Source organism: Sphaerisporangium viridialbum, assembly GCF_049674955.1.
In the GTDB taxonomy this organism is placed as follows: Bacteria; Actinomycetota; Actinomycetes; order Streptosporangiales; family Streptosporangiaceae; genus Sphaerisporangium; species Sphaerisporangium viridialbum.
In genome coordinates, this window is record NZ_CP187232.1 from 4,028,798 (window position 1) to 4,053,503 (window position 24,706).

The window sequence follows — 24,706 nt, forward strand, 5'->3', positions numbered from 1 at the left end:
CCGCACTTGTCCCGCCTGCGTCGTGATAGACAGTCGGCAAGCTGGAATCGGGTCGCTGATCCATCGGGTCACCCCTTTCTCCGGCACCCAGGCCGGGACGGGCACAGCCATCGCACGCCAACCCGTCCCGGCCTCCGTTTACTTCTTCTATGACTGCACTCCGTGATCTGAGCGTCGCAGAAAGCGTGGCATCAACTCGGGAGGTGTGCAAGATTGGGTTCAGAAGAAATTGTAAAGAACCAATTTTGTTGGACTACGTCCGATTTCTACATCAGGTTGGTGGCGTCATGAGTGCCAGAAAGGGGCCAACGCTTCGTGCCCAATGGCTCGGCAAACAACTCCGCGAACTACGCGAAGCAGCCAAACTCACCCTGAAAGACGCCGGAGACTACATCCAGCGCGACCCATCGTCACTCAGTCGCATGGAGCAGGGGATCACGCCCATGCGCGTACCCGACGTCCTAACCCTGCTCAACCTCTATGGCGTGAGCGACGCCAACCTTCGCGAAGGACTCGAACGTCTCAGCCGCGACATCTGGCAGAAGAACTGGTGGGATGGCTACGCCGACGCGTTCACCGGTCGCATCATCGATCACGCTTGGCTGGAGTCCCGTGCCGGCCAACTGTGCTCGTACGACGCGATGGTGGTTCCAGGACTCCTCCAGACTTGCCAGTACGCCGAAGCGGTGATCCGCGCGGCGGATCCAAACAAGCCTCAAGAGCGGATCCAGCTCTGGGCCGAGTTCCGGTTGAACCGGCAACAGGTGCTCAGTGGGGATGCGCCTCTGCGACTCTCCGTGGTCCTTGACGAGGCAGTGTTGCATCGAGGGGTCGGTGGCGTGGAGGTGCTTCGCAATCAACTTCGGCACCTCATCACGTTGGTAGAGAGGCCGAACATCAGCATCCGCGTCCTGCCCTTCCATGCAGGCGCCAGTGCCAGCCCAGAAGGACCCTTCACGATCATCAATATGCCTGAGCCCTACCCGGATGTCGCTTACATCGAGACGCGAGCGGGTGGGCTGTACGTCGAAGGAGACGAGATGGAACACTTCGCCCAGGCGTACGATCGCCTTCATAACTCCACACTCGCGCCCGATGACTCCGTGGCACTCATCAGAGCGGCAGCGGAACGGACAGCCTGATCAGATGGAGGCACCCAGCATGGGCACCCCCGAGGAGCTTGCCGGCGTCGCCTGGCACATCAGCACAAAAAGCGCCAATGGCGGTGGAGAGTGTGTCGAAGCCGGGCCGCTGGCCGACGGCACTGAACGTGTCGCCGTACGCCACAGCCACCACCCCGACCGCGAGGTCATCCTCTACACCCGCGGCGAATGGCAAGCCTTCATCGCCGGCGTCAAAGCCGGCGAATTCGACTTCTCCACAGGCTGACGGCGGAGGCCGGTTGCCGGGGCTCAGGCCAGAAGGGAGGCGACGTGTCTTCCGGCGGCGGCTGAGGCCAGGAACCCAGCCAGGTCCTCCGACAGGCCGCGCCCCATCGTCGACAGCTTGACCGGGCTGTTCCTCAGCATCTCCTCCAGCCCGTCCACCGGTACGCCGACCAGTTCGTGGCGTGCGGCGAGCTCGGCGGCCTGGGCGCTGACGCGCTCGCCGAACTGGCCCGGCAGCTCCGGCACCACCACCTGTGCGGGGGCCAGCGCCACGCGGCCGTAGGCGGTGAGGGAGTGGTGGGAGACCCCGATGTGGCGCTCGCGCAGATCGCCCTCGCTGACCCGCAGCGCCCCGACCGGCCGCCCGCCCAGCACCGCCGCCGCGTTGAGCGCCTCGCCCGCCGACACCCCGGAGAAGCCCCACCGGGTGCCGGTGCCGAGGTTGCCCGGGCCCTGCGTGACGATCGCGACGTCGGCCGCAAGGACGTGCCGGGCGGCCAGCAGCCCCGTGTGGACGGTCACCGCCTCGACGTCGCCCCCGAAGGACTGCCCGGTCGTGACGACCCCGCACAGCCAGCCGATCTCCCGCAGCTTCGCGGCCGACATCGAGAACCAGCCCGGCAGCGCGCCCCCGTCGAGCATCACGTAGGCGACCCGGAGCGTCGCGGGGGAGCGCGAGCCGTACAGGCCGCACAGGATCGCGGGAAGGGCCGAGTGCAGGTCGGCGACGATCACCGGCATGCCGTCCACGGAGTCCGCGTCGCGCAGCGTCTCGTGGAAGGGGGAGTCCTGCTCGTCGGCGCCCAGCACGGTCGCCTGCAGGGGCGTGTATCGTGCCTTGACCAGGTGGCCGGGTCCTTCGGGATCTTCGGGCAAACGGTCCGGCACGGCCACTACCATGGCGTAGCCTCCCGTACCGAGGCCCATGGCGAGTGCGGTCGTGTTCAGCAGCACCGTGTCGCCGGGTTGGGGGCGGCCCACCAGCGGGGGGTAGGCCAGCGCCCGGCACCGCCCCTCGGGCAGCGTCACGTCCAGTTCCATCGCGCCCGGCCACTCGCGCCGGACCGAAAGCACCTCGCCCTTGCGCCATCTGATCACGCGGCAAGGGTAGCGTCACCTGAGAAGGGAGGCCTGATGTCCCGGCGCAAGACCGAGCGGCTGCTGAATCTCGTCATCTGCCTGCTCGCCACACGACGCCCGCTCAGCGCGGAGCAGATCCGCCACGCCGTGCCCGGCTACGACGCCGGCAACGACGAGGCCTTCCAGCGCATGTTCGAGCGCGACAAGACCGAGCTCCGCGAGATCGGCATCCCCGTCCAGGTGCACAAGGACCCCTGGGAGGACGAGCCCGGCTACCGCATCATGCGCCAGGCCTACGAGCTGCCCGAGATCACGCTGGAGGCCGACGAGGCCGCGGTGCTCGGCCTGGCCGCCCAGGTGTGGCAGCGGGCCAACCTCGCCGAGGCGGCGAGCGGCGCGCTGCTCAAGCTGCGCGCCGCGGGGGTGCAGACCGACGAGTCCGCCGCCGGGCCGCTGGAGCTCCGGGTGGACACCCGCGACCCCGCCTTCCCTGGCCTGTGGGAGGCGGTGCGCGACCGCAGGGTCGTCCGGTTCGACTACCGCGCCGCCGGCAGTGAGGTGCTGCTGACCCGCACGGTGGAGCCGTGGGGCGTGGTCAGCCGCCGTGGCCGCTGGTACGTCGTCGGCCACGACCGCGAGCGCGACGCGCCCCGGGTCTTCCGCCTCAGCCGGATCAGCGGGCCCGTCGTGTCCGTCGGCCGTCCCGGGGCGGTCACCGTGCCCGAGGGGGTCGACATCCGCTCGATGGTCGGCCACCGCGACAGCCTGGTCCCCGAGCGGGCCGCGACCGTCCGCGTCCGCGAGGGCACCTGCCAGTGGCTCCGCCAGGTCGGCGCCGTGCGGCCGGGCGAGGACGGCTGGGACCTCGTCACGCTCGACTTCGCCGACCCCGAGTGGCTCGCCGGGTCGATCGTCGGGTTCGCGGCCGACGCCGAGGTGCTGGACCCGCCCGACGTCCGCGACGCGGTCATCCGCCGACTGAAGGGAGCGCTGGCGTGAGCACCGCCGACCGGTTGCCCCGGCTCCTCGCCCTGGTGCCCTACCTCATGTCCCATCCCGGGGCGCAGGTGCCCGAGGTGGCCAAGCTGTTCGGGCTCACAGAGAAGCAGCTCGTCGACGACCTGCAGCTGGTGTGGATGTGCGGCCTGCCCGGCCACACCCCGGGCGACCTCATCGACGTCTCCTGGGACGGCGGCGAGATCCTCATCGACAACGCCGAGACCATCGCGCGACCGCTGCGCCTCGGCATCGACGAGGCGAGCGCGCTGCTGGTCGCGCTGCGCATGCTCGCCGAGCTTCCCGAGTTCGAGCAGGGCGACGTGCTGGCCCGGGTGATCGCCAAGCTGGAGGGCGCCGCGGGCGAGGGCGCGGCCGCGGTCAGCAGCCAGGTGGCCTTCGAGCTGGACGCCGCGCCCGACGCCATGGCCACCGTCAGAGCCGCGCTGCGCGCCGGGCGCCGCCTGTCCCTGCGCTACTACGTCCCGGGCCGCGACGAGATCACCCCCCGCGAGGTCGACCCCACCCGGCTGGTGATGGCGGACGGCCGCTCCTACCTTGAGGGCTGGTGCTACCGCGCGGACGGCATGCGGCTGTTCCGGCTCGACCGCATGGTCGGCGTCGACATGCTCGACGTGGCCGCCGATCCGCCGGCGGGGGCCGAGCCGATCGACGTCACCGACGGGGTCTTCCGCCCCTCGCCCACCGACGAGCTGGTGGAGCTGGAGCTGACCCCCTCCGGCCGCTGGGTCGCCGAGTACTACCCGTGCGAGGAGGTCACCGAGCTGGGGGAGGGCCGCCTGCGGGTGACCCTCCGCGCCCGCGACCAGGGCTGGCTCGTACGGCTTGCGCTTCGCCTGGGCGATGCCGGGCGGGTGATCTCGCCGGTGTCCCTGATCGACCGGGTGCGCGAGGAGGCCTCGGCGGCGCTCGCCCGATACGAGTCGGTCTCCTGACCCACGCGGCCCCATGGGGGGATGTCATCACATTGTGCCTTCGCTAGAGTTCCAGGTCATGATCTGGATCTACGTCGCGGTGGGCGTGGGCGTCGCGGGGCTGGTGCCACTGGTGGTGCTGGGGGCCCGGGTGCTGGTGGCCATGCGTGGACTGGCACGTGAAATCGAGCGGGCCACCACCCGTCTCGCGCCCGTCCAGGGTCGTTTCAAGGCGGCTCAGCGCGTCGATCGGCGCATCGGCCCGGTGGGAGGGGTGAATGAAGTGGTGGCGGCAGCGTACGATCGAGCTTGAGATTGCACGTCGCTCGGCGTAAGGATGTGTCATGCCATCACTTGGTCCCATGGAATGGATCCTCATTCTGCTGGTCCTGGTCCTGCTCTTCGGTGCCAAGAAGCTTCCGGACACCGCTAAGGCGCTGGGCCAGTCGTTGCGGCTCTTCAAGAAGGAGACCACCAAGCTCCAGGAAGAGGACGAGGTCAGGGCCGCCCAGTCCACGACCGCCACCGCCCAGCCCGCGGCAGCCCCGCAGCAGTCCCTCCCGCCCGTGACGCCCTCCATCGAGGACCGGCTGCGCGCCCTCGAGGAGGAGAACGCCAAGCTGCGCAACGCCCAGGCGGCCGTACCGAAGGACCAGGGCTCCGTCTGACGCGAGCCCGCTGACCTGACCGCCCCCCTTAGACCAGGACTAGATCGGGACGTCCGATGGCACTGCTGAAACGGTCAAGACCGGCTGGCGACGGCCCGGTCGCATCCGACGCGGACGGGCGCATGTCGCTCATGGATCACCTCCGTGAGCTGCGGAACCGCCTGATCAAGGCCATCCTCGGCCTGACGGTGGGCGCGGTGGTCGGTTTCGCGTTCTTCGACCGGCTCTGGGTCTTCATGACCGGGCCCTACTGCCGGCTGCCCGATGCCCACAAGCTCAAGCCCGGTGAGTGCACCCTCGTCGTGCAGGGGGTGTTCGAGGGCTTCATGGTGAACCTCCAGGTCGCCCTCATGTTCGGCGCGGTGGTCTCCGCACCGATCTGGCTCTACCAGGTCTGGGCGTTCGTCACCCCGGGCCTCTACCGCAACGAGCGGCGTTACTCGCTGTCGTTCCTCGCGATCTCGGTCCCGCTCTTCGCCGCGGGTGCCGCGCTGGCCTACTACACGATGGACAAGGGCCTCGCGTTGCTGCTGGGCTTCGCCCCCGGGAACGTGATCCCGCTCATCAGCATGGACCAGTACGTCGGGTTCATGATGGCGATGCTCGTGATCTTCGGGCTGTCGTTCGAGATCCCGTTGCTGCTGGTCTTCCTCAACCTGATCAACGTCCTGCCGTTCCGCCTGGTCAGCAAGCACCAGCGCATGGTCATCTTCCTGATGTTCGTGTTCGCGGCCGTGGCCACGCCGAGCCAGGATCCGATCACCATGCTGGCGCTGGCGCTGCCGATGGTCGGCATGTTCCTGATCGCGGAGGTCATCATGTACTTCCACGATCGCAAGAAGGACGAGCTGGACGCGCAACGTCAGAGGGAGATCGAGGAGGAACTGGACGGCCCCGCCGCCCGCACTACCGAGTAGTTCCAGCGCTTTACCCCTGGATCAGCGGAGGTGTTCGGATAGGTTCCGACATCGCCGGCGCCTGGCGGGCGCTCCCGAAGCGGGACGTCGCCGCGGGCGACCTCGGTCCGCTGATGGATCGAGGCCGCCCGCCGCCTGATGGATTCACTTGTCCTTGCAGTTGCCCTTACCGGGTTTCGGGCATCCGGCGCCCAAGTCGGCCTTGACGACCATGAACTTGGCCGTGCTCACGTTGGAGGTGTTCCCGGCCTTGTCGGTGGCCCGGTAGCTCACGTTGTGGGTGCCCGGCTGGTCGACCGCCAGCGGCTTGGTGTAGACCGCGAACGGCTGCCCGTCGAGTGAGTACTCCACCTTGTCGACTCCGGACTCGGTGTCGGTGGCGGTGATCGTCACGGTGGCGGAGCCCACGTAGTTCCAGGCCCAGTCCTGGTTCCCCGTGAGCTGCGCCGACACCTGTGGCGGGAGGTTGCCCGCGGGGATCGTGTACGTGCCGTCGGGCTCCGGGTGGATGCGGATGATCTTTCCGTTGAGGTCGTTGGTGTTGCCGGCGGTGCGGCGGGCGTCCTGGAACGAGATGCCCTTGTAGTCCTGGGTCCAGTTGTTGCCGGAGTAACCGTCGGAGCCGCCGGATGAGTTGTTGTCACCGGAACCGATGTAGAGGTTGCCCTCGTTGTCGAAGGTCATTCCTCCACCCGCGTGGCAGCAGCTGTGGATCTGGGTGTCCCAGTGCAGCAGGTCCTTGCGGGTGTTCTGGTCGATCGACTGCTTCGCGAGGTCGTAGGTGAACCGTGAGACCGTCCGCTGTCCGATCCGCTTGTCCCTGTCGATCGACTCGTGCGGCATCCAGTAGACGTAGAACCAGCCGTTCTGCTCGAACTTGGGGTCGAGCGTGATGCCGAGGAGGCCTTCCTCGTTCTTGACCAGCTCGCTGCCGCTGCCGCGGTTGCCCATGACGGCGAGGGAGGTCAGGAGCTCGGGCTGCTTGGTCTTCGGGTCCCACTGGTGGATGGTGCCGCAGCCGAGGCCGACCTTGGGATCGTTCCAGTCGGCGACGGGGCCGGTGGGGGTCGACGATGGCCTGCTGTACCTTGCTCTCCGGAGGAGGCCCGGCGTTGGGGCCGAACAGCCGCAGCTCGGCCAGCTGGATCAGGGGCTCACCGCTGTTCGCGGTGATGTCGAGCCGGTAGTACAGATACGCCGTGCTGTTGGTGAACTTGAATTCCCTGGTCTGGAACCGCTGGGGGAAGGTCTCTCCGGTCCGCTTGTCCAGGTCGGTCCACGTCTTGCCGTCCTGCGAGCCCTGGAGCGTCCAGTTCTTCGGGTCACGGCCGGCGAAGTCGTTGGCCGACGTCAACGCGTAGTGGGCCAGCGCGAGCGGCTTTTCCAGCTTCACCTGGGCCCACCCGGTCGACGTGCGGGTCAACCACTTGGTGTCGTCCTTGCCGTCGACCAGCTTGTCCTTGCCCTCGTTCGGCGGGTTCTCCCCGCTCGCCGCCACCTCCACCACCTTCTCGGGGTTGGGGAGGCTTCCGGCGGGACGGGTGCCGATCAGCTCGGTGAACCAGGACGAGTCCGCCTGAGCGCGCGCGGCGTCGTGGACGCCGACGAACCCGCCGCCATCCTTGATGTACGCCCGGAATGCGGCCTCCTGGCCATCGTTCCAATCTGGACGTGACCGCCAGCCTGCATGTGCACGGGGTGGACTACGAAACGACCAGCGACGGTACGAGGATGAACGACAGCGTGGTGGAACCAGGAGGCCGGCGCACCTACACCTGGCGCACCCACGCTCCGGGCCGCCGCCCGGGCGGTTCCATCGAGCCCGGCAGCGCGGGCTACTGGCACTACCACGACCACGTCGTCGGGACCGACCGCGGCACAGGGGGCATCCGGAGGGGGCTCTACGGGCCGCTGGTGGTCCGCCGGAAGGGCGATGTGGTACCCGACAAGCAGTTCACCGTCGTCTTCAACGACATGACGATCAACAACCGCAAGGCCCATGAGGCGCCCCACTTCATGGCGAAGATCGGTGAACGGGTGGAGTTCATCGTGATCACCCACGGGGACTTCTTCCACACGTTCCACATCCACGGGCACCGCTGGGCCGACAACCGCACCGGCCTGCTGGAAGGCCCTCAGGACGTGAGCCGGATCATCGACACCAAGATCACGGGGCCGGCCGAGTCGTTCGGCTTCCAAATGATCGCGGGCGAGCGCGTCGGCCCCGGGGCGTGGATGTACCACTGCCACGTCCAGAGCCACTCCGACATGGGGATGGCCGGGGTCTTCATGGTGGCCGACGCGAACGGGAACATGCCGGATCACCCGATGGGCACGCCGGGCCACTCGATGGGCATGCACCACTGACGCGATCTCTCCGCTTTACCACTGGATTAGCGGGGTGTGTCCGGATAGGTTCCGGCTGTGGCTGGTGAGCTGGTAGTCCTCGTGAACCCCGCGGCCCGTGGCGGCCGCACCCTGCGACTGCTCGACCCGGTCGTGCGCCGCCTGCGGGCCGGTGACCGCCCGGTGTCGGTCATCGTGGGAACCTCCGCCCAGGACTCCCTCGAACGCGCGTGCACGGCCGTCGCCGAGGAGCCCGGGGCCCTGGTCGCCTTCGGCGGCGACGGGCTCGTGCACCTCGCGGTACAGGCGGTCGCCGGCACCGATGTCCCGCTCGGGATCATCCCGGCGGGCACCGGCAACGACATCGCCGCCGCACTCGGCATCCCGAGGCGCGACCTGCTCGCCGCCGCGGACATCGTGGCGGCGGGCAGGACCCGGGTGGTGGACGCCGCCCGCATCGGCGAGGACGAGTGGTTCGCCGGGGTGGTGGCCTGCGGTTTCGACTCCAGGGTCAACGAGCGGGCCAACGAGATGACAGGTCCGCCCGGAACGGCGAAGTACCTTCTCGCCGTGGTGCGCGAGCTGCGCTCCTTCGTCCCCCTCCCCTTCACGATCACCGTGGACGGCGAGGTGGTCGAGCAGGAGGCCATGATGGTGGCCGTGGGCAACACCGATTCCTACGGCGGGGGCATGCGCGTCTGCCAGGGCGCCGTGCCGGACGACGGCCTGCTCGACGTGCTGGTGGTCGGCAGGATCCCCAAGGGCGCCTTCCTGCGGACCTTCCCCCGCGTCTACCGGGGCACGCACCTCGGCCATCCCGCCGTGACCGTGCGCCGCGCCCGAACGGTCACGCTGGAGGCTCCCGGCATCGTGGTCTACGCCGACGGCGAGCGCATCGCCCCCCTTCCCCTGACCCTCACCATCCACCCCGGCGCCCTGCGCGTCCTAGCCCCGCTCTGAGCCGAGGGGTGCCCGCATCCACGATCGGGTGCCGAAGGATCCGCACGAGGCGGCGGCGACCGAGGCCGCGAAGCCGAGCGCGCCGGCGAAGGCGTCCTCGGTCAGATCGGTCACCACCGGGGGCAGCGCGAACGTGAGCGCGCCGTGGAACACGTCTCCGGCGCCGAGGGTGTCCACCGGGTCGACGGCGGGCACCGGAAGCAGACGCGCCTCGCCCGGCCCCTGCCACAGGACCGGGCCCGGACCCCGGGTCACCGCGGCCCAGCGCACTCCCGACGCACGCAGGAAGGCGAGCGTCGCCTCAGGTGTCTCCGCGCCGGGTGGACGGAAGTCCGCGGACACGACGGCGACGTCGATGTGCGGCAGCAGTTCGGCCGTGCCCGGCTTCCAGCTTCCTCCGTCCAGGACCGTGAGACGGCCGAGATCGCGGGCGAGGCGGGCCGCGGCCCTGGCCACCCTCGGATGGTGGCCGTCGACGTGCACCGCCCGGCTCCCCGAGATCAGCTCGGAGAGGCCCGGAGGCGGTCCGAGGTCGTGGCGGGCGGCGTTGACGGACACCACCGCGCGGTCTCCCGTGCCCCTGGTCACCATGATCGTCGACATGGCGGGGGCGTCACGGGCGCCGGGGGTGAGATCGACGAGCCGTACGGCGTGTGCCGCGAGGTCGGCGGTGATCACCTCGGCCAGCGGATGCGCGCCGACGGCGCTGAGCAGAGTCGCGGATCCGCCCAGGAAGGAGAACGTGACCGCCGCGTTGGTCGCGGGCCCGCCCGCGGAGATCGCCTGGCCGAGGGCGGTGATCTTCTCGTCCGGGGACGGCATGCGCTCGACCGACTGGACGAGATCCAAGGTCGTCAGCCCGGCGAAGAGCACGCTAGCCGCCATGCTCACCGGCGTCCCCGCGTGGGACCGCGGCCCGCGCACCCTCGGGATGCCGGCGTGCCGTGGTGGTCACGGATATGCGCCGGTTCACGGCTGTTCCTCTGCTGGCTCCGATACCAGGAACGTACACGAATGGGCCCGTCGGAGGCTCGGGTGGCAGCCGGACCACCCGGATTCCAGCGGATTCCAAGAGATCGACAAGACTCCCCGTCCAGGCTGGTCTCAAATGATCAACGAAGAACGGGGAACGGGGATGTACAGGTTGATCCGCTTACTCACCCGCGTGTCGCTCGGCGGCGCGCTGGTCGCGGGGTCGCTGCTGACGGGGAACACCGCGCACGCCGACACCGCGCCGAGGGTCCGGGTCGTGCTGGAGAGCTTCACGGCCTGGGCCCTGGAGGAGAGCGGCCACGACGAGATCTACGTGACGGCCCAGCGGGGCAGCAAGGTTCAGAAGCTCTTCCCGCAGTCGGACTCCTACCTGTCGGTCGCCAGGTACGACTGCGTCTCCATCAACGGGGCCCCCTGCCCCGTGGGCACCCGCCTGAGGAGCTTCAGCGCCGTCAACACACCGTCCTACCCGGCCGACGGCCAGCTCCTGTCGGTGGTCCTCTGGGACGACGACCTCGCGGGCGACGACGCGCTCGTCAGCGTGCCGCTCTGGCCGCACCCGATCAGCGAGAACGAGTACCACCGGGAGCGCGCCTTCATCAACGGCTATCACTATGAGCTCAATTTCCGGCTCGAACCGGCCTGGGCCTGAGGGAGGACAGCATGAGCACGTTCCTGTCGAGAATCACCGCCACCGCGGCCGCGTTGACATTGGCCGCGGTCCTGGCGCCGCCCGCCCACGCCGCCGCACCGAATCCGGAGACGGGGCCAAGGAAGATCATTTCAGAGAGGTCTGGGCTCACCCCGGGACCGCTCAAGCTGGTGCTCGGTTCCCTGGAGGCATATGCCCTGGAGGAGAGCGGCCGGGACGAGGTCCGCATCGAGGTCAAGGCCGGCGGCGGTGAGTGGTACAAGATGTGGCCGACCAACGGCACCGAGGCCAACACCTATGCCGGCAACTGCTGGGTCCTGACGAGCACCGCCGCGAACTGCTCGCCGGGATCGTCCCGGCTCGCCGCCGGGCCGTACGTCCACCTGACCCTCGCCCCCGGCGCCCGGTTCACGATCGAGGTGTGGGAGGACGATGTCATCGGCGATGACCTGCTGCTGAGCATCCCGGTGACCGTCATGGGCGGCACGCAGATGATCGACGCCTCGACGCCCCCCGGCAAGGGGTTCAAGTACCGCCTGGTCGCCCGCATCGAGTGACGAGAACCGGACCGGTTCCGACAACCGAGTGATCAGGGTTCCGCCGATGGACCCTGATCACCGGTGTGGGCCGAACGTACGGAAAGGGCGGTGCAGCCGACAGGACCGGAATTCGGTTATCGGTAGGCTGAAGTGCATGACGACGCCTGCGGAACGCTATGCCGCCTTCCGTGAAAAGCATGCAGACAGCGGGCCGGCCCTCACCTCCTTCCGCGGCCTGTACGACTTCGAGCTGGACGAGTTCCAGCTTGACGCCTGCCGCGCGCTGGAGGCGGGGGACGGCGTGCTGGTAGCGGCCCCCACCGGCTCAGGCAAGACCGTCGTGGGCGAGTTCGCCGTCCACCTCGCCCTGGAGCAGGGCAGCAAGTGCTTCTACACCACGCCGATCAAGGCGCTCTCCAACCAGAAGTACAACGACCTCGTACGCCGCTACGGGGCCAAGAACGTCGGGCTGCTCACCGGCGACAACAGCGTCAACGGCGACGCGCCCATCGTGGTGATGACCACCGAGGTGCTGCGCAACATGCTCTACGCCGGCTCCACGACGCTCGCCGGGCTGAGCCACGTGGTCATGGACGAGGTGCACTACCTCGCCGACCGCTTCCGCGGCGCCGTCTGGGAAGAGGTCATCATCCACCTCCCCGAGTCCGTCCGGGTCGTCGCCCTGTCGGCGACGGTCAGCAACGCCGAGGAGTTCGGCGAGTGGCTCGGCGAGGTGCGCGGCGACACCACGGTGATCGTCGACGAGCACAGGCCGGTCCCCCTGTGGCAGCACATGCTGGTAGGCGACAAGCTGTACGACCTGTTCGTCGACGAGGACAACCGGCCCCGCATCAACCCCGGCCTCATCCGGATCTCCAGGGACGAGCAGCGCCTGGCCCAGGCGCGCGGCAGGCGCGGCTACTCGAGGCCGCGCCGCTCCGCCAACGGCGTCGGCCGCTCCGACGCCATCGAGAAGCTCGACTCCGAGGGCCTGCTGCCGGCGATCACCTTCATCTTCTCCCGGGCCGGCTGCGACGCGGCCGTACTGCAGTGCCTGCACGCCGGCATCAGGCTCACCACCGACAGCGAGCGCCACGAGATCCGCCAGATCGTCGACGAGCGCACCTCGCACCTGCCCGACGAGGACCTCTCGGTGCTCGGCTACCTCGAATGGCGCGACTGCCTGGAGCGGGGCCTCGCCGCCCACCACGCCGGCATGCTCCCGGCCTTCAAGGAGGTCGTCGAGGAGCTGTTCACCCGGGGCCTGGTCAAGGCCGTGTTCGCCACCGAGACCCTGGCGCTGGGCATCAACATGCCCGCCAGGTCCGTCGTCATCGAGAAGCTCGACAAGTGGAACGGCGAGACCCACGCCGACCTGACCCCCGGCGAGTACACCCAGCTCACCGGGCGTGCCGGGCGGCGCGGCATCGACGTCGAGGGCCACGCCGTGGTCGCCTGGCAGCCCGGCATGGACCCGGTGGCGGTGGCGGGCCTGGCGAGCACCCGCACCTACCCGCTGCGCTCCAGCTTCCGCCCCTCGTACAACATGGCCGTCAACCTGGTCGGCCAGGTGGGCAGGGAGCGTGCCCGCACCCTGCTGGAGGCCTCGTTCGCCCAGTTCCAGGCCGACCGGGCGGTCGTCGGCATCGCCAAGCAGGTGCGGCGGGCCGAGGAGGCGCTCGACGGCTATTCCGAGGCGATGACCTGCCACCTCGGCGACTTCCAGGAGTACGCCCGGATGCGCAGGGACCTGTCCGACAAGGAGGCCGACCTCTCGCGCCAGCGCGGTACGGCCCGGCGGGCGCAGGCCGTGCGTTCCCTGGAGGCGCTGAAGCCCGGTGACGTGATCCGCGTCCCCGGCGGCAGGCGCGCCGGCCTCGCCGTCATCCTCGATCCCGGGCTCACCATGCGCACCGAGGGCCCCTCACCGCTGGTGCTGACGATCGGCAAGCAGGTCAAGCGGCTGTCGGCGGCCGACTTCCCCGTGCCGGTGGAGCCGGTCGAGCGCCTGCGCATTCCGAAGGGGTTCAACCCCCGGGCGCCCAAGGACCGTGCCAACCTCGTCGCCACCCTGCACGCCAAGATCGGCGACCGGGACCTCGGCCGTCCCGTCCGGGTCCGCGACCACGACGCCGACAGCATGCTGGCCAGGGACGCCACGCCCGGCACCCCCGAGTGGGAGATCGCCGAGCTGCGCCGCCGGCTGCGCGCCCACCCCTGCCACGGCTGCGACCAGCGCGAGGACCACGCCCGCTGGGCCGAGCGCTACTACAAGCTGCTCCGCGAGACCGAGGGCCTGCGGCGGCGGGTCGAGAGCAGGTCCCACGTGATCGCCCGCACCTTCGACCGGGTCTGCGGGGTCCTCGACCAGCTCGGCTACCTGGAGGGCGAGGCCGTCACGCCCGAGGGCCGCAGGCTCGCCCAGCTCTACACCGAGCTCGACCTGCTCACCGCCGAATGCCTGCGCGCCGGCATCTGGGAGGAGCTGGACCCGGCAGAGCTGGCCGCATGCGTGTCGTCCCTGGTGTTCGAGTCCCGGCAGGCCGACGACGCGCGGCAGCCGAAGATCCCGGCGGGTGGCGCCAAGGAGGCGCTGGCCTCGACGGTGCGCATCTTCGCCGAGCTGGAGGACATCGAGCGCGACCACGGGCTGTCGTTCATCAGGGAGCCCGACTTCGGGTTCGCCTGGGCCGCCTTCCGCTGGGCCAAAGGCCACAGCCTCGACGCGGTGCTCACCGACGGCGACCTCGCCGCCGGCGACTTCGTGCGCTGGGTCAAGCAGCTGCTCGACCTGCTCGACCAGGTCGGCAAGGCGGCGCCCCCCGGCAGCAAGGTCAAGCAGAACGCCGCCAAGGCCATCGACGCCCTCCGCCGCGGCGTCGTGGCCTACTCCTCCGTGGCCTGACCTCCCCCGCCGCGCCCTTCCCGCGCAACGCGGGGGGGCGCGGGTCAGGCGAGGGTGAACCGCACCTCTCGCGTGACGAGGTCGGCCCGGGTCAGCCGCACCTGCACCCTCGCGCCGAGGGGCAGCCCCTCGCCGTCGCACCGGGCGACCACGGCGGGGTCGGCCACCTGCACCACCCCGCCCGCCTTGCCGTCCTCGGCGTCCACCACGACGGCGTCGAAGGTCTGCCCGACGCGGTCGCGCAGCACGAAGGCCTCCACCAGGTCGACGCAGGCGCGCTCGACGGCGGCGGCCCGGCGCCCGGTGCCCGCCATGAGCGCGGGAAGCCCTTCGAGGGCCTCCTGCACCGGCTCCGGCACCGGCACGCCCTCCGCCACGGCCAGGCAGACCTCGGTGCCGTAGCGGTCGACCAGGCGGCGCAGGGGAGCGGTCACATGGGCGTACGGCGCGGCGACGGCGGCGTGGGTGGCGTCCCTCGGCGGCTCGCCGTTGAACGCGGTGTACCCGGCGCCGCGCAGCAGCACCGTCGACTCCTGGAGGAACGCCGCGTTGCCGGGGATCTTGGGGTCGAGGCTCCGCACGACCTCGCCGAAGGCGGCGCCCTCCGGCCAGGGCACGCCGAGCGCCGCTGCGATCCTGCGGACGCGCGCGACGGTGTCCTGCGGGGCGGGCGGCAGCGTGCGCAGCACGCCCATCTCGGCGTCGAGCATCATCGCGGCGGCGGCCATGCCGGTCATGAGGGAGATCTGCGCGTTCCAGTCCTCGGCGGCGAGCGGCGTGCGGAACTCGACGCGGTAGCCGTCCCCGTGGCCGACGACCTCCTGCTCGGGCGTGGGCAGGCTCACCCCGCCCCGCTCGCGTTCGAGCTCGAAGCGGAGCCCGCCGACGATGGGCAGCAGGCGCAGGGTGCCGTCGGCGGTGCCGGTGTCGATCGCCGCCTGCACGTAGTCGTAGTCGAGCCGCTCGCGGCTGCGCACCAGCGCCCGGCTCACGTCGGCCCCCACGGTGCGCCCGTCGGAGTCGAGGTCGACGCACCACAGCGCCGCCGGCCGCACGACGCCGGGCAGCAGGCTGGCCGCACCCTCAGACAGCACCGGCGGATGCAGCGGGACGCGCGCGTCCGGCATGTAGACGGTCTCGCCGCGCTTCCTGGCCTCGCCGTCGATCACCCCGCCCGGTGGCACGAACCATGCGACGTCGGCGATGGCGTACCAGACCCGGTAGCCGCGGGGCCGCTCCTCGATGCACACCGCCTGGTCGAGGTCCATCGACCCGCGGGGGTCGACGGTCAGCAGCGGCAGGTCGGTGCGGTCTGGCAGGGAGGGCAGCGGAGCCGAGGCGACCCGGGCCGCCTCCTCCAGCACGGGAAGTGGGAACTCCCCGGGGAGGTCCAGCTCGCCGCGGATGCGCTCGAAGCCCTCGGCGAGCCGCGGCGCGTCGGACACATGGATCGTTTTGGGACGCACATCGAGGATCCTAGGGGGCCAGCGTGGCGAGCAGGCGATTCAAGGGGTTGTCCAGGCCATAGCGGTCGGCCAGGGCGACCAGCGTCTCGGGATCGCGCGGCGCGGACGGGCGGGCGATGGAGACCTCGGGCAGCGGCGCGTCGTGGGCGACCTTCACCACCGCCGGGGCGACCGCGAGGTAGTCGCGGGCCTTTCCGAGCTTGAGGCGGCTTCCCGCCGGGAACCCGTCGGTGACCCCCTCGTCGATCGCCTTCAGCATGGCGTCGAGGGAGCCGAACCGGGTGACGAGGGCGGCGGCCGTCTTGTCGCCGACCCCGGGGACGCCGGGGAGGCCGTCGCTGGGGTCGCCGCGCAGGGTGGCGAAGTCGGCGTAGGCGCGGCCGGGGATGCCGTACTTGGCGGACACCTCGACCTCGTCGATCACCTGGAGGTTGCGAATGCCCTTTATCGTGTAAAGGACGCGGCACGGCTGATCGTCGTTCACGAGCTGGAACAGGTCGCGGTCGCCGGTGACGATCTCGACCTCCCCGGCGGCGCGTGCGGTGTACGTGCCGATCACGTCGTCGGCCTCGTACCCCGGCACGCCGACCCGGGCGATGCCCACGGCGTCGAGCACCTGCTCGATCACCGGAACCTGTGGGACGAGGGTGTCGGGGACCTCCTCCTGGTGGCCGGTCGCCACCCGGTGGGCCTTGTAGGACGGGATCGCCGCCACCCGGAAGGCGGGCCGCCAGTCGGCGTCCATGCATGCCACGATCTCGTCGGGGGAGTGGCCGCGGACCAGCGTGGCGATCATGTTGATCAGCCCCCTGACGGCGTTGACCGGCATGCCGTCGGGGGCGGTCATCGACTCCGGGATCCCGTAGAACGCCCGGAAGTACAGCGATGGGGTGTCGAGAAGCATCAGCCCTGGCATGGGCCTATCCTTCCAGCACTCCCACGGCGAGCAGACAGATATCGTCCTCGGGGTTCGGACCGCCGACCGACTCGACCAGCATGTCGAGCTTCTCCGCGAGGCAGGCGTCCCACGTCAGGGTCTCGGCCGCCGCGACGGTGAGCGCCAGGCCCTCGTCGATGTCGCGCCCGCGCCGCTCCACCAGGCCGTCGGTGAACAGCAGGAGCAGGTCGCCGGGGCACAGGCTCAGGCTGCCCAGCGCGTACGGCAGCTCGAGGCTCGCGCCGAGCACCACGCCCTCGGGAGGGCTCAGCTGCCTGGCCACCCCGCCCCGCACGAGGATCGGGGGCGGATGGCCCGCCTGCGCCCAGGTGAACAGGCCGGTCAGAGGGTCGAGATGGCCGACGATGGCGGTGGCGGTGCCCTCGCCCATGCGATGGCACACCAGCCGGTTGAGCCAGGCCAGCAGCCGGTCGGGGGGCTCCCCGGTCATGGCGAGCCCCACCAAGGCGTGGCGGAGCTGCGCCATCTGGGCGATCGCGGGCAGGCCGTGCCCGGCGACGTCGCCGATGGCCAGCAGCACCCGCCCACCGGGCAGCGTGGTCGCCTCGTACCAGTCGCCGCCCAGGCTGGAGGTCTTCTCGGCCGGGACGTAGCGCACGGCGATGTGGGCGCTCGGCAGCAGGATCGACCCGCCGGGATCGGGCAGGATCGCGTCGCGCAGGGCCGCCGAGACGCGCCGCGCCTCGGCGGCCTTCTGGTGTGCCTGCAGGAGCTGCCTCCGGGACTCCCACATGATCCGCTGTGCGTGGGCGAGCCGCGCGCGCAGCCGAAGGACCGTCTCGGTGGTCGTCAGCGGCGCGGGGCCGTGGGGGAGTGCAGCCTCTGGGTCGTTAGGTGGGGGGAGGGGTGGCGGTGAGCCGCCCACTACGCCGACCATGTAGCAGCTCGCTCTCAAAACACCGGGTAGTTGGAGTATTAAGGAGCGGATCGTGATCGCTCCTATGCGAATAGTAGTCAGTCCGGGGGAACGGTGAGGGGTGTTTCCTGTGGTGACAGGGGTGTCCCGTGCGGATGACGTGGGGGTGGACCTCCCGGCGCCGGGGTGCCGGGGCCGGGGAGGCAGGTGGTGCGGGCGTGGGAATACCGGTGGAATACATTGGTCGGTGTGACAACGACGTCCTCTGATCTCTACCCCGTGAGCCGCGTCGCGGACGTGCGCGAGGCCGCCGCCGCCGCGGGCATCGACGCCCTGCTCCTGACCCCGGGCCCCGACCTCCGCTACGTCTCCGGCTACGACGCGCTTCCGCTCGAGCGGCTCACCTGCCTGGTGGTGCCCGCCGGCGGTGAGGCGTTCATGGTGGTGCCGAGGCTGGAGCTGGCCGCCGCGCAGGCCTCGCCGGCCGCGCGCCTCGGGCTGGAGTTCGTCCCCTGGGACGAGACCGACGATCCGTACTCCCTGGTGGCGCACAGGATCGGCCGGGTGGCCACCGTCGGGCTGGCCGACCGCATGTGGGCCATGCAGTCGCTGCGCTTCCGCTCCGTCCTGCCGCGGACCGAGCAGGTGCTGGCCGGGTCGGCGCTGCGGGAGCTGCGCATGCGCAAGAGCCCCGCCGAGGTCGCCGCGCTGCGCGAGGCGGGCGCCGCGATCGACGCCGTGCACGCCCAGGTGCCCGGCCTGCTCAAGGCGGGCCGCACCGAGCGCGAGGTGGGCAAGGACATCGCCGAGGCGATCATCGCCGCCGGGCACGTCACCGTCGACTTCGTCATCGTGGGCTCCGGCCCGAACGGCGCCAGCCCCCACCACGAGCTGTCCGACCGCGTCATCCAGGCGGGCGACCCCGTGGTGATCGACATCGGCGGCCAGATGCCGAGCGGATACTGCTCGGACTCCACCCGCGTCTACTGCGTGGGCGAGCCTCCCGCCGACTTCGCGGCGTACTACGAGGTGCTGCGCCGCGCCCAGGACGCCGCCTGTGAGGCCGTACGGCCCGGCGTGCCGTGCGAGGCGGTCGACGCCGCGGCCAGGGAGATCATCGCCGACGCCGGCCACGGTGACCGCTTCATCCACCGCACCGGCCACGGCATCGGGCTGGAGACCCACGAGGAGCCCTACATCGTCTCGGGCAACGCCGAGCCGCTGGCGCCGGGCTTCGCGTTCTCCGTCGAGCCGGGCATCTACCTTCCCGGCCGGCACGGCGCCCGCATCGAGGACATCCTCGTCTGCACCGAGACGGGTGGGGAGCGCCTCAACGACCAGCCCCGCGACCTCGTCATCGTGTGACCGAGGGCATGACCCCCCATGAGAAGTGACCCCCCTGTGACCCGGAGTGCATCGATGGCGGTCGACCGCGCCCTGCCCACCCCCGAAGCCCATGACCTGCTCGACCTGGTCAGAGACCTGATCGCCAAGGAGGTCGCGCCCCGCGCGGCGGGCGACGAGGCCGAGGGCCGTTTCCCCCGCGATGTGTTCGCGACCCTCGGCCGCGCGGGGCTGCTCGGCCTTCCCTATCCCGAGGAGTACGGCGGGGGCGAGCAGCCGTACGAGGTGTACCTGCAGGTCGTCGAGGAGCTGGCGGGCGCGTTCCTGGCCGTCGGGCTCGGCCTGTCGGTGCACACGCTGTCGTGCTTCCCCGTCGCCGCGTACGCCTCGCGGGAACGCCGGGCCGCGCTCCTGCCCGGCATGATCGGCGGCGACCTCCTCGGCGCGTACTGCCTGTCGGAGCCGCAGTCCGGGTCGGACGCCGCCGCCCTCACCACCCGGGCCGTGGCCGGTGACGACGGCGCTTACATCGTGAACGGCGTGAAGGCCTGGACCACCCACGGAGGCGTGGCCGACTTCTACACCCTCATGGCGCGCACCTCGGGCGAAGGGGCCCGCGGTATCTCGTGCTTCCACGTGCCCGCGTCCTCGCCGGGCCTGTCGTTCGCCCGGCCTGAGCGCAAGATGGGCATGCGGTCCTCGCCGACCGCCCAGGTCCGTCTCGACTCCGTACGGCTCGCGCCGGACGCGCTGGTCGGGTCCGAGGGCGAGGGGTTCCGCATCGCGATGGCGGCGCTGGACGGCGGGCGGCTCGGCATCGCGGCGTGCGCGGTGGGAGTGGCCCAGGCCGCCCTCGACGCCGCCACGTCCTACGCCCGCGAGCGCCGCCAGTTCGGCTCGCGCATCGCCGACTTCCAGGGCCTCGGCTTCATGCTCGCCGACATGGCCACCCAGGTCGCCGCCGCGCGTGCGCTGTACCTGGACGCCGCCCGGCTGCGCGACGCCGGCCGTCCGTACGGCACGCGGGCCGCGATGGCCAAGCTGTTCGCCACCGACACGGCCATGAAGGTCACCACCGACGCGGTGCAGGTGCTCGGCGGGTACGGCTACGTCGAGGACTTCCCGGTCGAACGCCTCATGCGCGAGGCCAAGGTCCTCCAGATAGTCGAGGGCACCAACCAGATCCAGCGCCTGGTGATCAGCCGCGCCCTCACCAAGGACGGCCCATCGTGACGTCCCCGCACGCCGGCACCCCACCGGACCGGACCACCACAGGCCCGTCCAGGTGACCCGATGACCGCCGGTCCGCCCGCCTAGGGCGGGCCCGGTGGCTCGGGTGGGCCGGTGGCGGTGTTAGGTTCGCGCATGCGCTACGAACGGCTCGGGAACAGTGATCTGCGGGTGCCGGTCCTGTCCTTCGGCTGCGGCAACTTCGGCGGCGTCGGCTCGGCGCCGCGCCTGTTCGGCGAGGGGGACGACGAGCGGTCCGCCTTCACGATGCTGGACGCCGCGCTCGACGAGGGCATCACGATGTTCGACACGGCGAACTCCTACGGGGGCGGCCGGTCGGAGGAGTGGCTCGGCCGGTGGCTGGCCGGCCGCGGGGTCCGTGATCAGGTCATGGTGACGACGAAGGTCGGCAACCCGGTGGGCCGGGACCCTCGGGACGCCGGGCTGTCCGCGCGCCACATCGGGCAGCAGATCGACGTGAGCCTGCGGCGGCTGCGAACCGACCGCGTCGACCTCTACCTGACCCACGTCTTCGACCCGGCCACGCCGATCGAGGAGACGGTCGGCGCGTTCGACGAGCTCGTGCGGGCGGGAAAGATCCGCCACTACGGGATGAGCAACTTCAGCGGCGCGCGGCTCGACGACGCGGTGGCCGCCGTCCGGCCCGGCGGCGCCGCGCCGGTCAACCTGCAGGCCGGCTACAACCTGCTCGACCGCGGGCCTGAGACCTCCGACTTCCCGGCCTGCGCCCGCCACGGGATCGGCTTCACCGCCTACAGTCCCCTCGCGGGGGGCTGGCTGACCGGCAAGTACCGGGCCGGCCGCGAGGTCCCCGCCGGGTCGCGGCTCGCGCTGATGCCGGACTGGTACGGCCACCTGCCCAGGGACGCCACATTCCGGATCGTCGCGCGGTTCGAGGAGGCCGCCGCCGAGCGGGGCGTGACGCCCGCGACGCTCGCGGTGGGATGGGTGATCTCCGACCCGGCCGTCGCGGCGGCGATCATCGCCCCGCGCACGCCGGAGCACCTCGCGGCCATGCGCGCCGCCCTGGACGTCCCCCTGACGGCGCAGGACCGCGCGGCGATCGCGGAAACGACCGCCGACCCCGCCGAGGGGTGACCGCAACCACGGGCTCGTCGGGGATTTTGGTTGCTAAGGTTGGCAATTGCAGAGATAGCGACATCGACAGGAGTGGCGAGGCCAATGGGACGCGGCAGGGCCAAGGCCAAGCAGACGAAGGTCGCCCGTGAGCTGAAGTACAGCGGCGGCGGCACCGACCTGGACCGTCTTAGGCACGAGCTGGGGGTCGCGGACAGGACCGCGCGCGGACGCGAAGCCGATCCAGCCGACGGACTCTCCGGCGACGCCGATGAGAACGGTCACGCCGGCTGAGTCCGGGAGCCGCCGGATCCTCCCCTGCCGGTGTTCGACGCGGCATGGCGACGGTGATCAGGGGTCGCGGTGGTCGGAGAGGATGGGGGCGTGAACGAGGCGATGAAGAGGGGCGCCGCGTTGAGCGCGCCCCTGTACCAGCTGAAAGCGGAGTTCTTCAAGACGCTTGGGCATCCCGCGCGGATCAGGGTGCTGGAGCTGCTGAGCGAGCGTGAGTACGCGGTGGCCGAGATGCTGCCCGAGGTCGGCATCGAGGCGGCGCACCTGTCCCAGCAGCTCGCGGTGCTGCGCCGCGCGAACCTGGTGGTGACCCGCAAGGAGGGCGCCACCGTCTTCTACACGCTGACCAGCCCGCATGTCGCGGAACTTCTCGCGGTCGCGCGCAAGATCCTCACCGGGGTGCTGTCGGGGCAGGCCGACATACTGGAGGACCTTCGCGCCGCGGGCGGCGGGCACTGAGAGCCCGGTCCGCCGGGCTGATCATCGCACGGCCGTCTGAGCCTCCTCCTCCTGGACCGGTGCGGTCCGCACGGGGTTCCTCCTCCGGTGCAGGAGCGTCATGAGGCCTCCCGCGGCGAGCCCCCAGAACGCGGCGCCCACTCCGAGCAGAGTCAACCCCGACGCGGTCACCACGAAGGTCACCACCGCCGCCTCCCGGCCCTCGGGCTCGGCCACGGCCGTGGTGACCGCCGAGGCGAGCGCGCCGATCAGCGCCAGGCCGGCGACGGCCTCGATCAGCAAGGGCGGGGAGAGGACGACGAGCGCGGTGGCCAGGCCCGCGCCGACGCCCAGGACGATCATCGAGCCGCCGGCCGCCACCGAGGCGATCCACCGGCGGCTCGGGTCGGCCTCGGCGTCCGGTCCGGCGGCCAGCGCGGCGGTGATGGCCGCCAGGTTCACCGCGTGGCCGCCGAGGGGAGCCCCGAGGACGCCGGCCAGGCCGGTGGCGACCAGGATCCCGCGCAGCGGCGGACGGTAGCCGTAGCCGGCCAGGACCGCCATGCCCGGGACGTTCTGCGAGGCCATGGTGACCAGGAAGAGAGGGAGGGCGATGCTGACCATCGCCGAGGCGCTCCACGCGGGGACGGTCAGCTCGGCGACCGGCCGCGCGTCGACCGTGCCCAGCCCCGGCCCCGCCAGCGTGATCGCCGCGATCGCGACGAGCAGGGCCACGGGGATCGCCCACTTGCGGGCGAAGCGGCTGAGCAGCGCCCAGGTGAGCACCACGGGACCGGCCATCCACGGGATCTCGCCGAGCGCCCGCGCCGGAGCCACGCACAGGTCGAGCAGGACCCCGGCGAGCATGGCACTGGCGATCGGGGTGGGGATGGCCGCGATCAAGCGGCCCAGCGCGGGGAACAGGCCCGCGGCGGTGATGAGCAGCCCGCAGACCACGAACGCGCCCACCGCGACGGGGAACCCGCCCTCCACGGCACCGGTGGACACCAGCAATGCCGCGCCCGGGGTGGACCAGGCGATGGTGATCGGCAGGCGCCGCCGCACGCTGAGCAGGATGGCGACCACGCCGTTGGCCAGGCAGAGCGCGAGCAGCCCTGACGCCGCCTGCGCCTGGTCGGCTCCCACGGCCCGGAGCCCGGCCAGGACCACGGCGAAGGAGCTGGCGAAGCCGACGACGGCCGTCACCACCCCCGCCAGCACGGGTTGCAACAGGCGAGTCATGCCACGATCCCCTCAGTGTGTTCCGTATACGGAACGCGTCATGCTGGCACCATAGCCTCATGGACCGCGCGCACGAAAGCCCCATCCCCCCGTGAACGCCGACGCGGCCGACGTAGGACGGCGAATCCGCAGGTTGCGCCAGGAACGCGGCATATCCCTATCTGAGCTCGCCCGGCGCGCCGGGGTCGGCAAGGCCACGCTGTCCGGGTTGGAGAACGGCACCCGGAACCCCACGCTGGAGACCCTCTGGGCGGTCACGGCCCAGCTCGGCGTCCCGCTGGCGGTCGCGCTCGGCCCGAACCCCCTCGTCCAAGGCACCGCCGTGCACGGCGTGCTGCTCCACGTCTTCCAGGACGAGGCCGTGACCTACGAGCTCTACCGGCTGGTGGTCCACGCGGGGGCCACGCAGATCTCCCCGGCCCACCACCAGGGCGTCACCGAGCACATCACCGTCTTCTCCGGAACCCTCCAGGCGGGGCCGGTGGACTCACCTCTGCTCGCCGGACCCGGCGAGCACATCACCTGGTCGTCGGACGTCCAGCACAGCTACACCGCGATCGGCGGCCAGGAAGTCCACGCCAGCCTCCTCATGCGCTATCCGCACCCCTGATGCCGGCGGGCAGGGTTCTCACGCCGTTCGCACGAGCCCGCCCGCACGGCTCAGGCGAGGCAGCGCAGAGCGCTGCGGACGCGCGGGTCGAGCGGGTGGCCCTCGGGCAGCCGCCCGACCGTCGCCTCGACGAAGTCCGCCGCGGACGGCTCCGCCGTCAGGCCGTCCACCCGCCCGCGGATCCGGTCGCCGTCGCGCTCCACCTGGGCGTTCGACTTCCGTTCCGCGAGGGCGACCAGGCCGAACCGAACCCGCCACTCCAGGCGGAAGCCCGCCTCCTCCGCTGATACCGGCGCCCCCACGTCATCGGCGTGCGTCGCGTACTCGGAGTCGTAGTGGAAGGTCTGCGGGCCCGCCGGATAGGGCCCGGCGGCGGTCCGGATCAGCGTGTCGCGGCCGAGTTCGCGCATCCGCCTGCGCGTCTCCCCGTTCTTCTCCCGCCACTCGCGCAGCACCTGCTCGACCGGCAGGCCCCGGCGCCGCCGTACGCACCAGTCGTTGAACCGGTCGACCCACCCGTACGCGTCGTCGACGGGGATGCCCTCGCGCTCCAGCATCCTGAAAAATCCCTCGATATCCCCGGTGAGACACGCGTGGTTGTAGAGCTCCTCACCCGCGAGGTGGGCGAGGACGTCGCGGACCGACCACCCCGCGCACCGGGTCGGGCGATTCCAGCCCATCTCGCCGAGGGAGGAGAAGCAGCGGTCGAGCCGCTCCGCCTCGGCGTCGAATATGTCGAACGGGTCGAGATCCTGGAGCAGGTCCGATTCGGAAGTCATACCCAGGGGCGT

The 24,706-nt window shown here is 71.0% G+C and carries 26 protein-coding genes and 1 pseudogene; 18 read left to right on the forward strand and 9 right to left on the reverse strand.

Annotation, left to right across the window (positions count from 1 at the left end):
- The first annotated feature begins 287 nt into the window (after nt 1-287).
- Nucleotides 288-1,142 (forward strand): helix-turn-helix domain-containing protein, encoded by an 855-nt coding sequence (locus ACOZ38_RS17810; protein WP_424531930.1) that lies wholly within the window; start codon nt 288-290, stop codon nt 1,140-1,142.
- Nucleotides 1,143-1,161: 19 nt separating this feature from the next.
- Complete coding sequence (locus ACOZ38_RS17815; protein ID WP_424531932.1) at nt 1,162-1,389, forward strand: DUF397 domain-containing protein; 228 nt, start codon at nt 1,162-1,164, stop codon at nt 1,387-1,389.
- A gap of 23 nt (nt 1,390-1,412) precedes the next feature.
- On the opposite strand, the gene ACOZ38_RS17820 is transcribed toward ACOZ38_RS17815, so the two are convergent.
- Entirely contained in the window at nt 1,413-2,486 is a 1,074-nt protein-coding gene (locus ACOZ38_RS17820) for a DUF3866 family protein (protein WP_424531933.1), read from the reverse strand.
- 36 nt (nt 2,487-2,522) lie between these two features.
- Between ACOZ38_RS17820 and ACOZ38_RS17825 the strand changes: the two genes are divergently transcribed.
- The 5 genes from ACOZ38_RS17825 (at nt 2,523) to tatC (ending at nt 5,984) form a co-directional block, all read left to right on the forward strand.
- Entirely contained in the window at nt 2,523-3,467 is a 945-nt protein-coding gene (locus tag ACOZ38_RS17825) for a helix-turn-helix transcriptional regulator (protein ID WP_424531934.1), read from the forward strand.
- Nucleotides 3,464-4,420, forward strand: a complete 957-nt coding sequence (locus tag ACOZ38_RS17830) for a helix-turn-helix transcriptional regulator (protein WP_424531935.1) — start codon at nt 3,464-3,466, stop codon at nt 4,418-4,420. Before ACOZ38_RS17825 ends, ACOZ38_RS17830 begins: the two co-directional genes overlap by 4 nt.
- 58 nt (nt 4,421-4,478) lie before the next feature.
- Complete coding sequence (locus ACOZ38_RS17835; RefSeq protein WP_424531937.1) at nt 4,479-4,712, forward strand: hypothetical protein; 234 nt, start codon at nt 4,479-4,481, stop codon at nt 4,710-4,712.
- 31 nt (nt 4,713-4,743) lie between these two features.
- Nucleotides 4,744-5,067 (forward strand): Sec-independent protein translocase subunit TatA, encoded by a 324-nt coding sequence (tatA, locus tag ACOZ38_RS17840; RefSeq protein WP_424531939.1) that lies wholly within the window; start codon nt 4,744-4,746, stop codon nt 5,065-5,067.
- A gap of 131 nt (nt 5,068-5,198) precedes the next feature.
- Nucleotides 5,199-5,984 carry a twin-arginine translocase subunit TatC gene (gene tatC, locus ACOZ38_RS17845; protein ID WP_424531941.1) on the forward strand — a complete coding sequence of 262 codons (786 nt, stop codon included), beginning with the start codon at nt 5,199-5,201 and terminating at the stop codon, nt 5,982-5,984.
- A 144-nt stretch (nt 5,985-6,128) separates the two neighbouring features.
- Here tatC and ACOZ38_RS17850 read toward each other — a convergent pair whose 3' ends face one another.
- Nucleotides 6,129-6,935 (reverse strand): OmpL47-type beta-barrel domain-containing protein, encoded by an 807-nt coding sequence (locus ACOZ38_RS17850; protein ID WP_424531942.1) that lies wholly within the window; start codon nt 6,933-6,935, stop codon nt 6,129-6,131.
- A gap of 241 nt (nt 6,936-7,176) precedes the next feature.
- Nucleotides 7,177-7,740 (reverse strand): annotated as a pseudogene (locus tag ACOZ38_RS17855) (discoidin domain-containing protein); the annotation flags it as partial.
- Here ACOZ38_RS17855 and ACOZ38_RS17860 point away from each other — a divergent pair.
- Nucleotides 7,656-8,351 carry a multicopper oxidase domain-containing protein gene (locus tag ACOZ38_RS17860; protein ID WP_424531943.1) on the forward strand — a complete coding sequence of 232 codons (696 nt, stop codon included), beginning with the start codon at nt 7,656-7,658 and terminating at the stop codon, nt 8,349-8,351. The pseudogene ACOZ38_RS17855 and the gene ACOZ38_RS17860 sit on opposite strands and share 85 nt — an antisense overlap.
- Nucleotides 8,352-8,408: 57 nt before the next feature.
- Nucleotides 8,409-9,290, forward strand: coding sequence for a diacylglycerol/lipid kinase family protein (locus ACOZ38_RS17865; RefSeq protein WP_424531945.1), 882 nt, complete (start codon nt 8,409-8,411; stop codon nt 9,288-9,290).
- Here ACOZ38_RS17865 and ACOZ38_RS17870 read toward each other — a convergent pair.
- Entirely contained in the window at nt 9,276-10,175 is a 900-nt protein-coding gene (locus ACOZ38_RS17870) for a PfkB family carbohydrate kinase (RefSeq protein WP_424537037.1), read from the reverse strand. The two genes, ACOZ38_RS17865 and ACOZ38_RS17870, sit on opposite strands and share 15 nt — an antisense overlap.
- Nucleotides 10,176-10,425: 250 nt before the next feature.
- On the opposite strand from ACOZ38_RS17870, the gene ACOZ38_RS17875 reads away from it, so the two are divergent.
- From ACOZ38_RS17875 to ACOZ38_RS17885, 3 genes are all read left to right on the forward strand, one after another.
- Nucleotides 10,426-10,935, forward strand: a complete 510-nt coding sequence (locus ACOZ38_RS17875) for a hypothetical protein (protein WP_424531947.1) — start codon at nt 10,426-10,428, stop codon at nt 10,933-10,935.
- 11 nt (nt 10,936-10,946) lie between these two features.
- Entirely contained in the window at nt 10,947-11,492 is a 546-nt protein-coding gene (locus tag ACOZ38_RS17880; protein ID WP_424531949.1) for a hypothetical protein, read from the forward strand.
- Nucleotides 11,493-11,628: 136 nt separating this feature from the next.
- Nucleotides 11,629-14,379: a DEAD/DEAH box helicase gene (locus ACOZ38_RS17885; protein WP_424531951.1), complete on the forward strand. Its 2,751-nt coding sequence runs from the start codon at nt 11,629-11,631 to the stop codon at nt 14,377-14,379.
- A gap of 44 nt (nt 14,380-14,423) precedes the next feature.
- Here ACOZ38_RS17885 and ACOZ38_RS17890 read toward each other — a convergent pair whose 3' ends face one another.
- Genes ACOZ38_RS17890 through ACOZ38_RS17900 form a run of 3 tightly spaced genes read right to left on the reverse strand, consistent with a single transcriptional unit; the run spans nt 14,424 to nt 17,680 of the window.
- Nucleotides 14,424-15,845 (reverse strand): RNB domain-containing ribonuclease, encoded by a 1,422-nt coding sequence (locus ACOZ38_RS17890; RefSeq protein ID WP_424531953.1) that lies wholly within the window; start codon nt 15,843-15,845, stop codon nt 14,424-14,426.
- Between the two features lie 10 nt (nt 15,846-15,855).
- Entirely contained in the window at nt 15,856-16,761 is a 906-nt protein-coding gene (locus tag ACOZ38_RS17895) for a 5'-3' exonuclease (protein ID WP_424531955.1), read from the reverse strand.
- 4 nt (nt 16,762-16,765) lie between these two features.
- Nucleotides 16,766-17,680: a PP2C family protein-serine/threonine phosphatase gene (locus ACOZ38_RS17900; RefSeq protein WP_424531956.1), complete on the reverse strand. Its 915-nt coding sequence runs from the start codon at nt 17,678-17,680 to the stop codon at nt 16,766-16,768.
- Between the two features lie 228 nt (nt 17,681-17,908).
- Here ACOZ38_RS17900 and ACOZ38_RS17905 point away from each other — a divergent pair, with 228 nt between their 5' ends.
- The 5 genes from ACOZ38_RS17905 to ACOZ38_RS17925 all read left to right on the forward strand — a co-directional run bounded on the left by ACOZ38_RS17905 (nt 17,909) and on the right by ACOZ38_RS17925 (nt 22,084).
- Nucleotides 17,909-19,024: a M24 family metallopeptidase gene (locus ACOZ38_RS17905; RefSeq protein ID WP_424531958.1), complete on the forward strand. Its 1,116-nt coding sequence runs from the start codon at nt 17,909-17,911 to the stop codon at nt 19,022-19,024.
- Between the two features lie 54 nt (nt 19,025-19,078).
- A complete protein-coding gene (locus tag ACOZ38_RS17910; protein WP_424531959.1) occupies nt 19,079-20,236 on the forward strand; it encodes an acyl-CoA dehydrogenase family protein in 1,158 nt (385 codons plus the stop codon).
- A gap of 132 nt (nt 20,237-20,368) precedes the next feature.
- Nucleotides 20,369-21,352 (forward strand): aldo/keto reductase, encoded by a 984-nt coding sequence (locus ACOZ38_RS17915; protein ID WP_424531961.1) that lies wholly within the window; start codon nt 20,369-20,371, stop codon nt 21,350-21,352.
- An 84-nt stretch (nt 21,353-21,436) separates the two neighbouring features.
- Nucleotides 21,437-21,625: a DUF3073 domain-containing protein gene (locus ACOZ38_RS17920; RefSeq protein ID WP_424531962.1), complete on the forward strand. Its 189-nt coding sequence runs from the start codon at nt 21,437-21,439 to the stop codon at nt 21,623-21,625.
- A gap of 102 nt (nt 21,626-21,727) precedes the next feature.
- Entirely contained in the window at nt 21,728-22,084 is a 357-nt protein-coding gene (locus tag ACOZ38_RS17925) for an ArsR/SmtB family transcription factor (protein WP_405152004.1), read from the forward strand.
- Nucleotides 22,085-22,105: 21 nt separating this feature from the next.
- Here the strand turns inward: ACOZ38_RS17925 and ACOZ38_RS17930 are convergent, their stop codons facing one another.
- Nucleotides 22,106-23,305, reverse strand: coding sequence for a benzoate/H(+) symporter BenE family transporter (locus ACOZ38_RS17930; RefSeq protein WP_424531964.1), 1,200 nt, complete (start codon nt 23,303-23,305; stop codon nt 22,106-22,108).
- Between the two features lie 91 nt (nt 23,306-23,396).
- On the opposite strand from ACOZ38_RS17930, the gene ACOZ38_RS17935 reads away from it, so the two are divergent.
- The gene (locus ACOZ38_RS17935; protein ID WP_424531966.1) at nt 23,397-23,915 is read left to right on the forward strand and encodes a helix-turn-helix domain-containing protein; all 519 of its coding nucleotides are present in this window, start codon (nt 23,397-23,399) and stop codon (nt 23,913-23,915) included.
- A gap of 50 nt (nt 23,916-23,965) precedes the next feature.
- Here the strand turns inward: ACOZ38_RS17935 and ACOZ38_RS17940 are convergent, their stop codons facing one another.
- Entirely contained in the window at nt 23,966-24,694 is a 729-nt protein-coding gene (locus tag ACOZ38_RS17940) for a maleylpyruvate isomerase family mycothiol-dependent enzyme (protein WP_424531967.1), read from the reverse strand.
- Between the last annotated feature and the right edge of the window lie 12 nt (nt 24,695-24,706).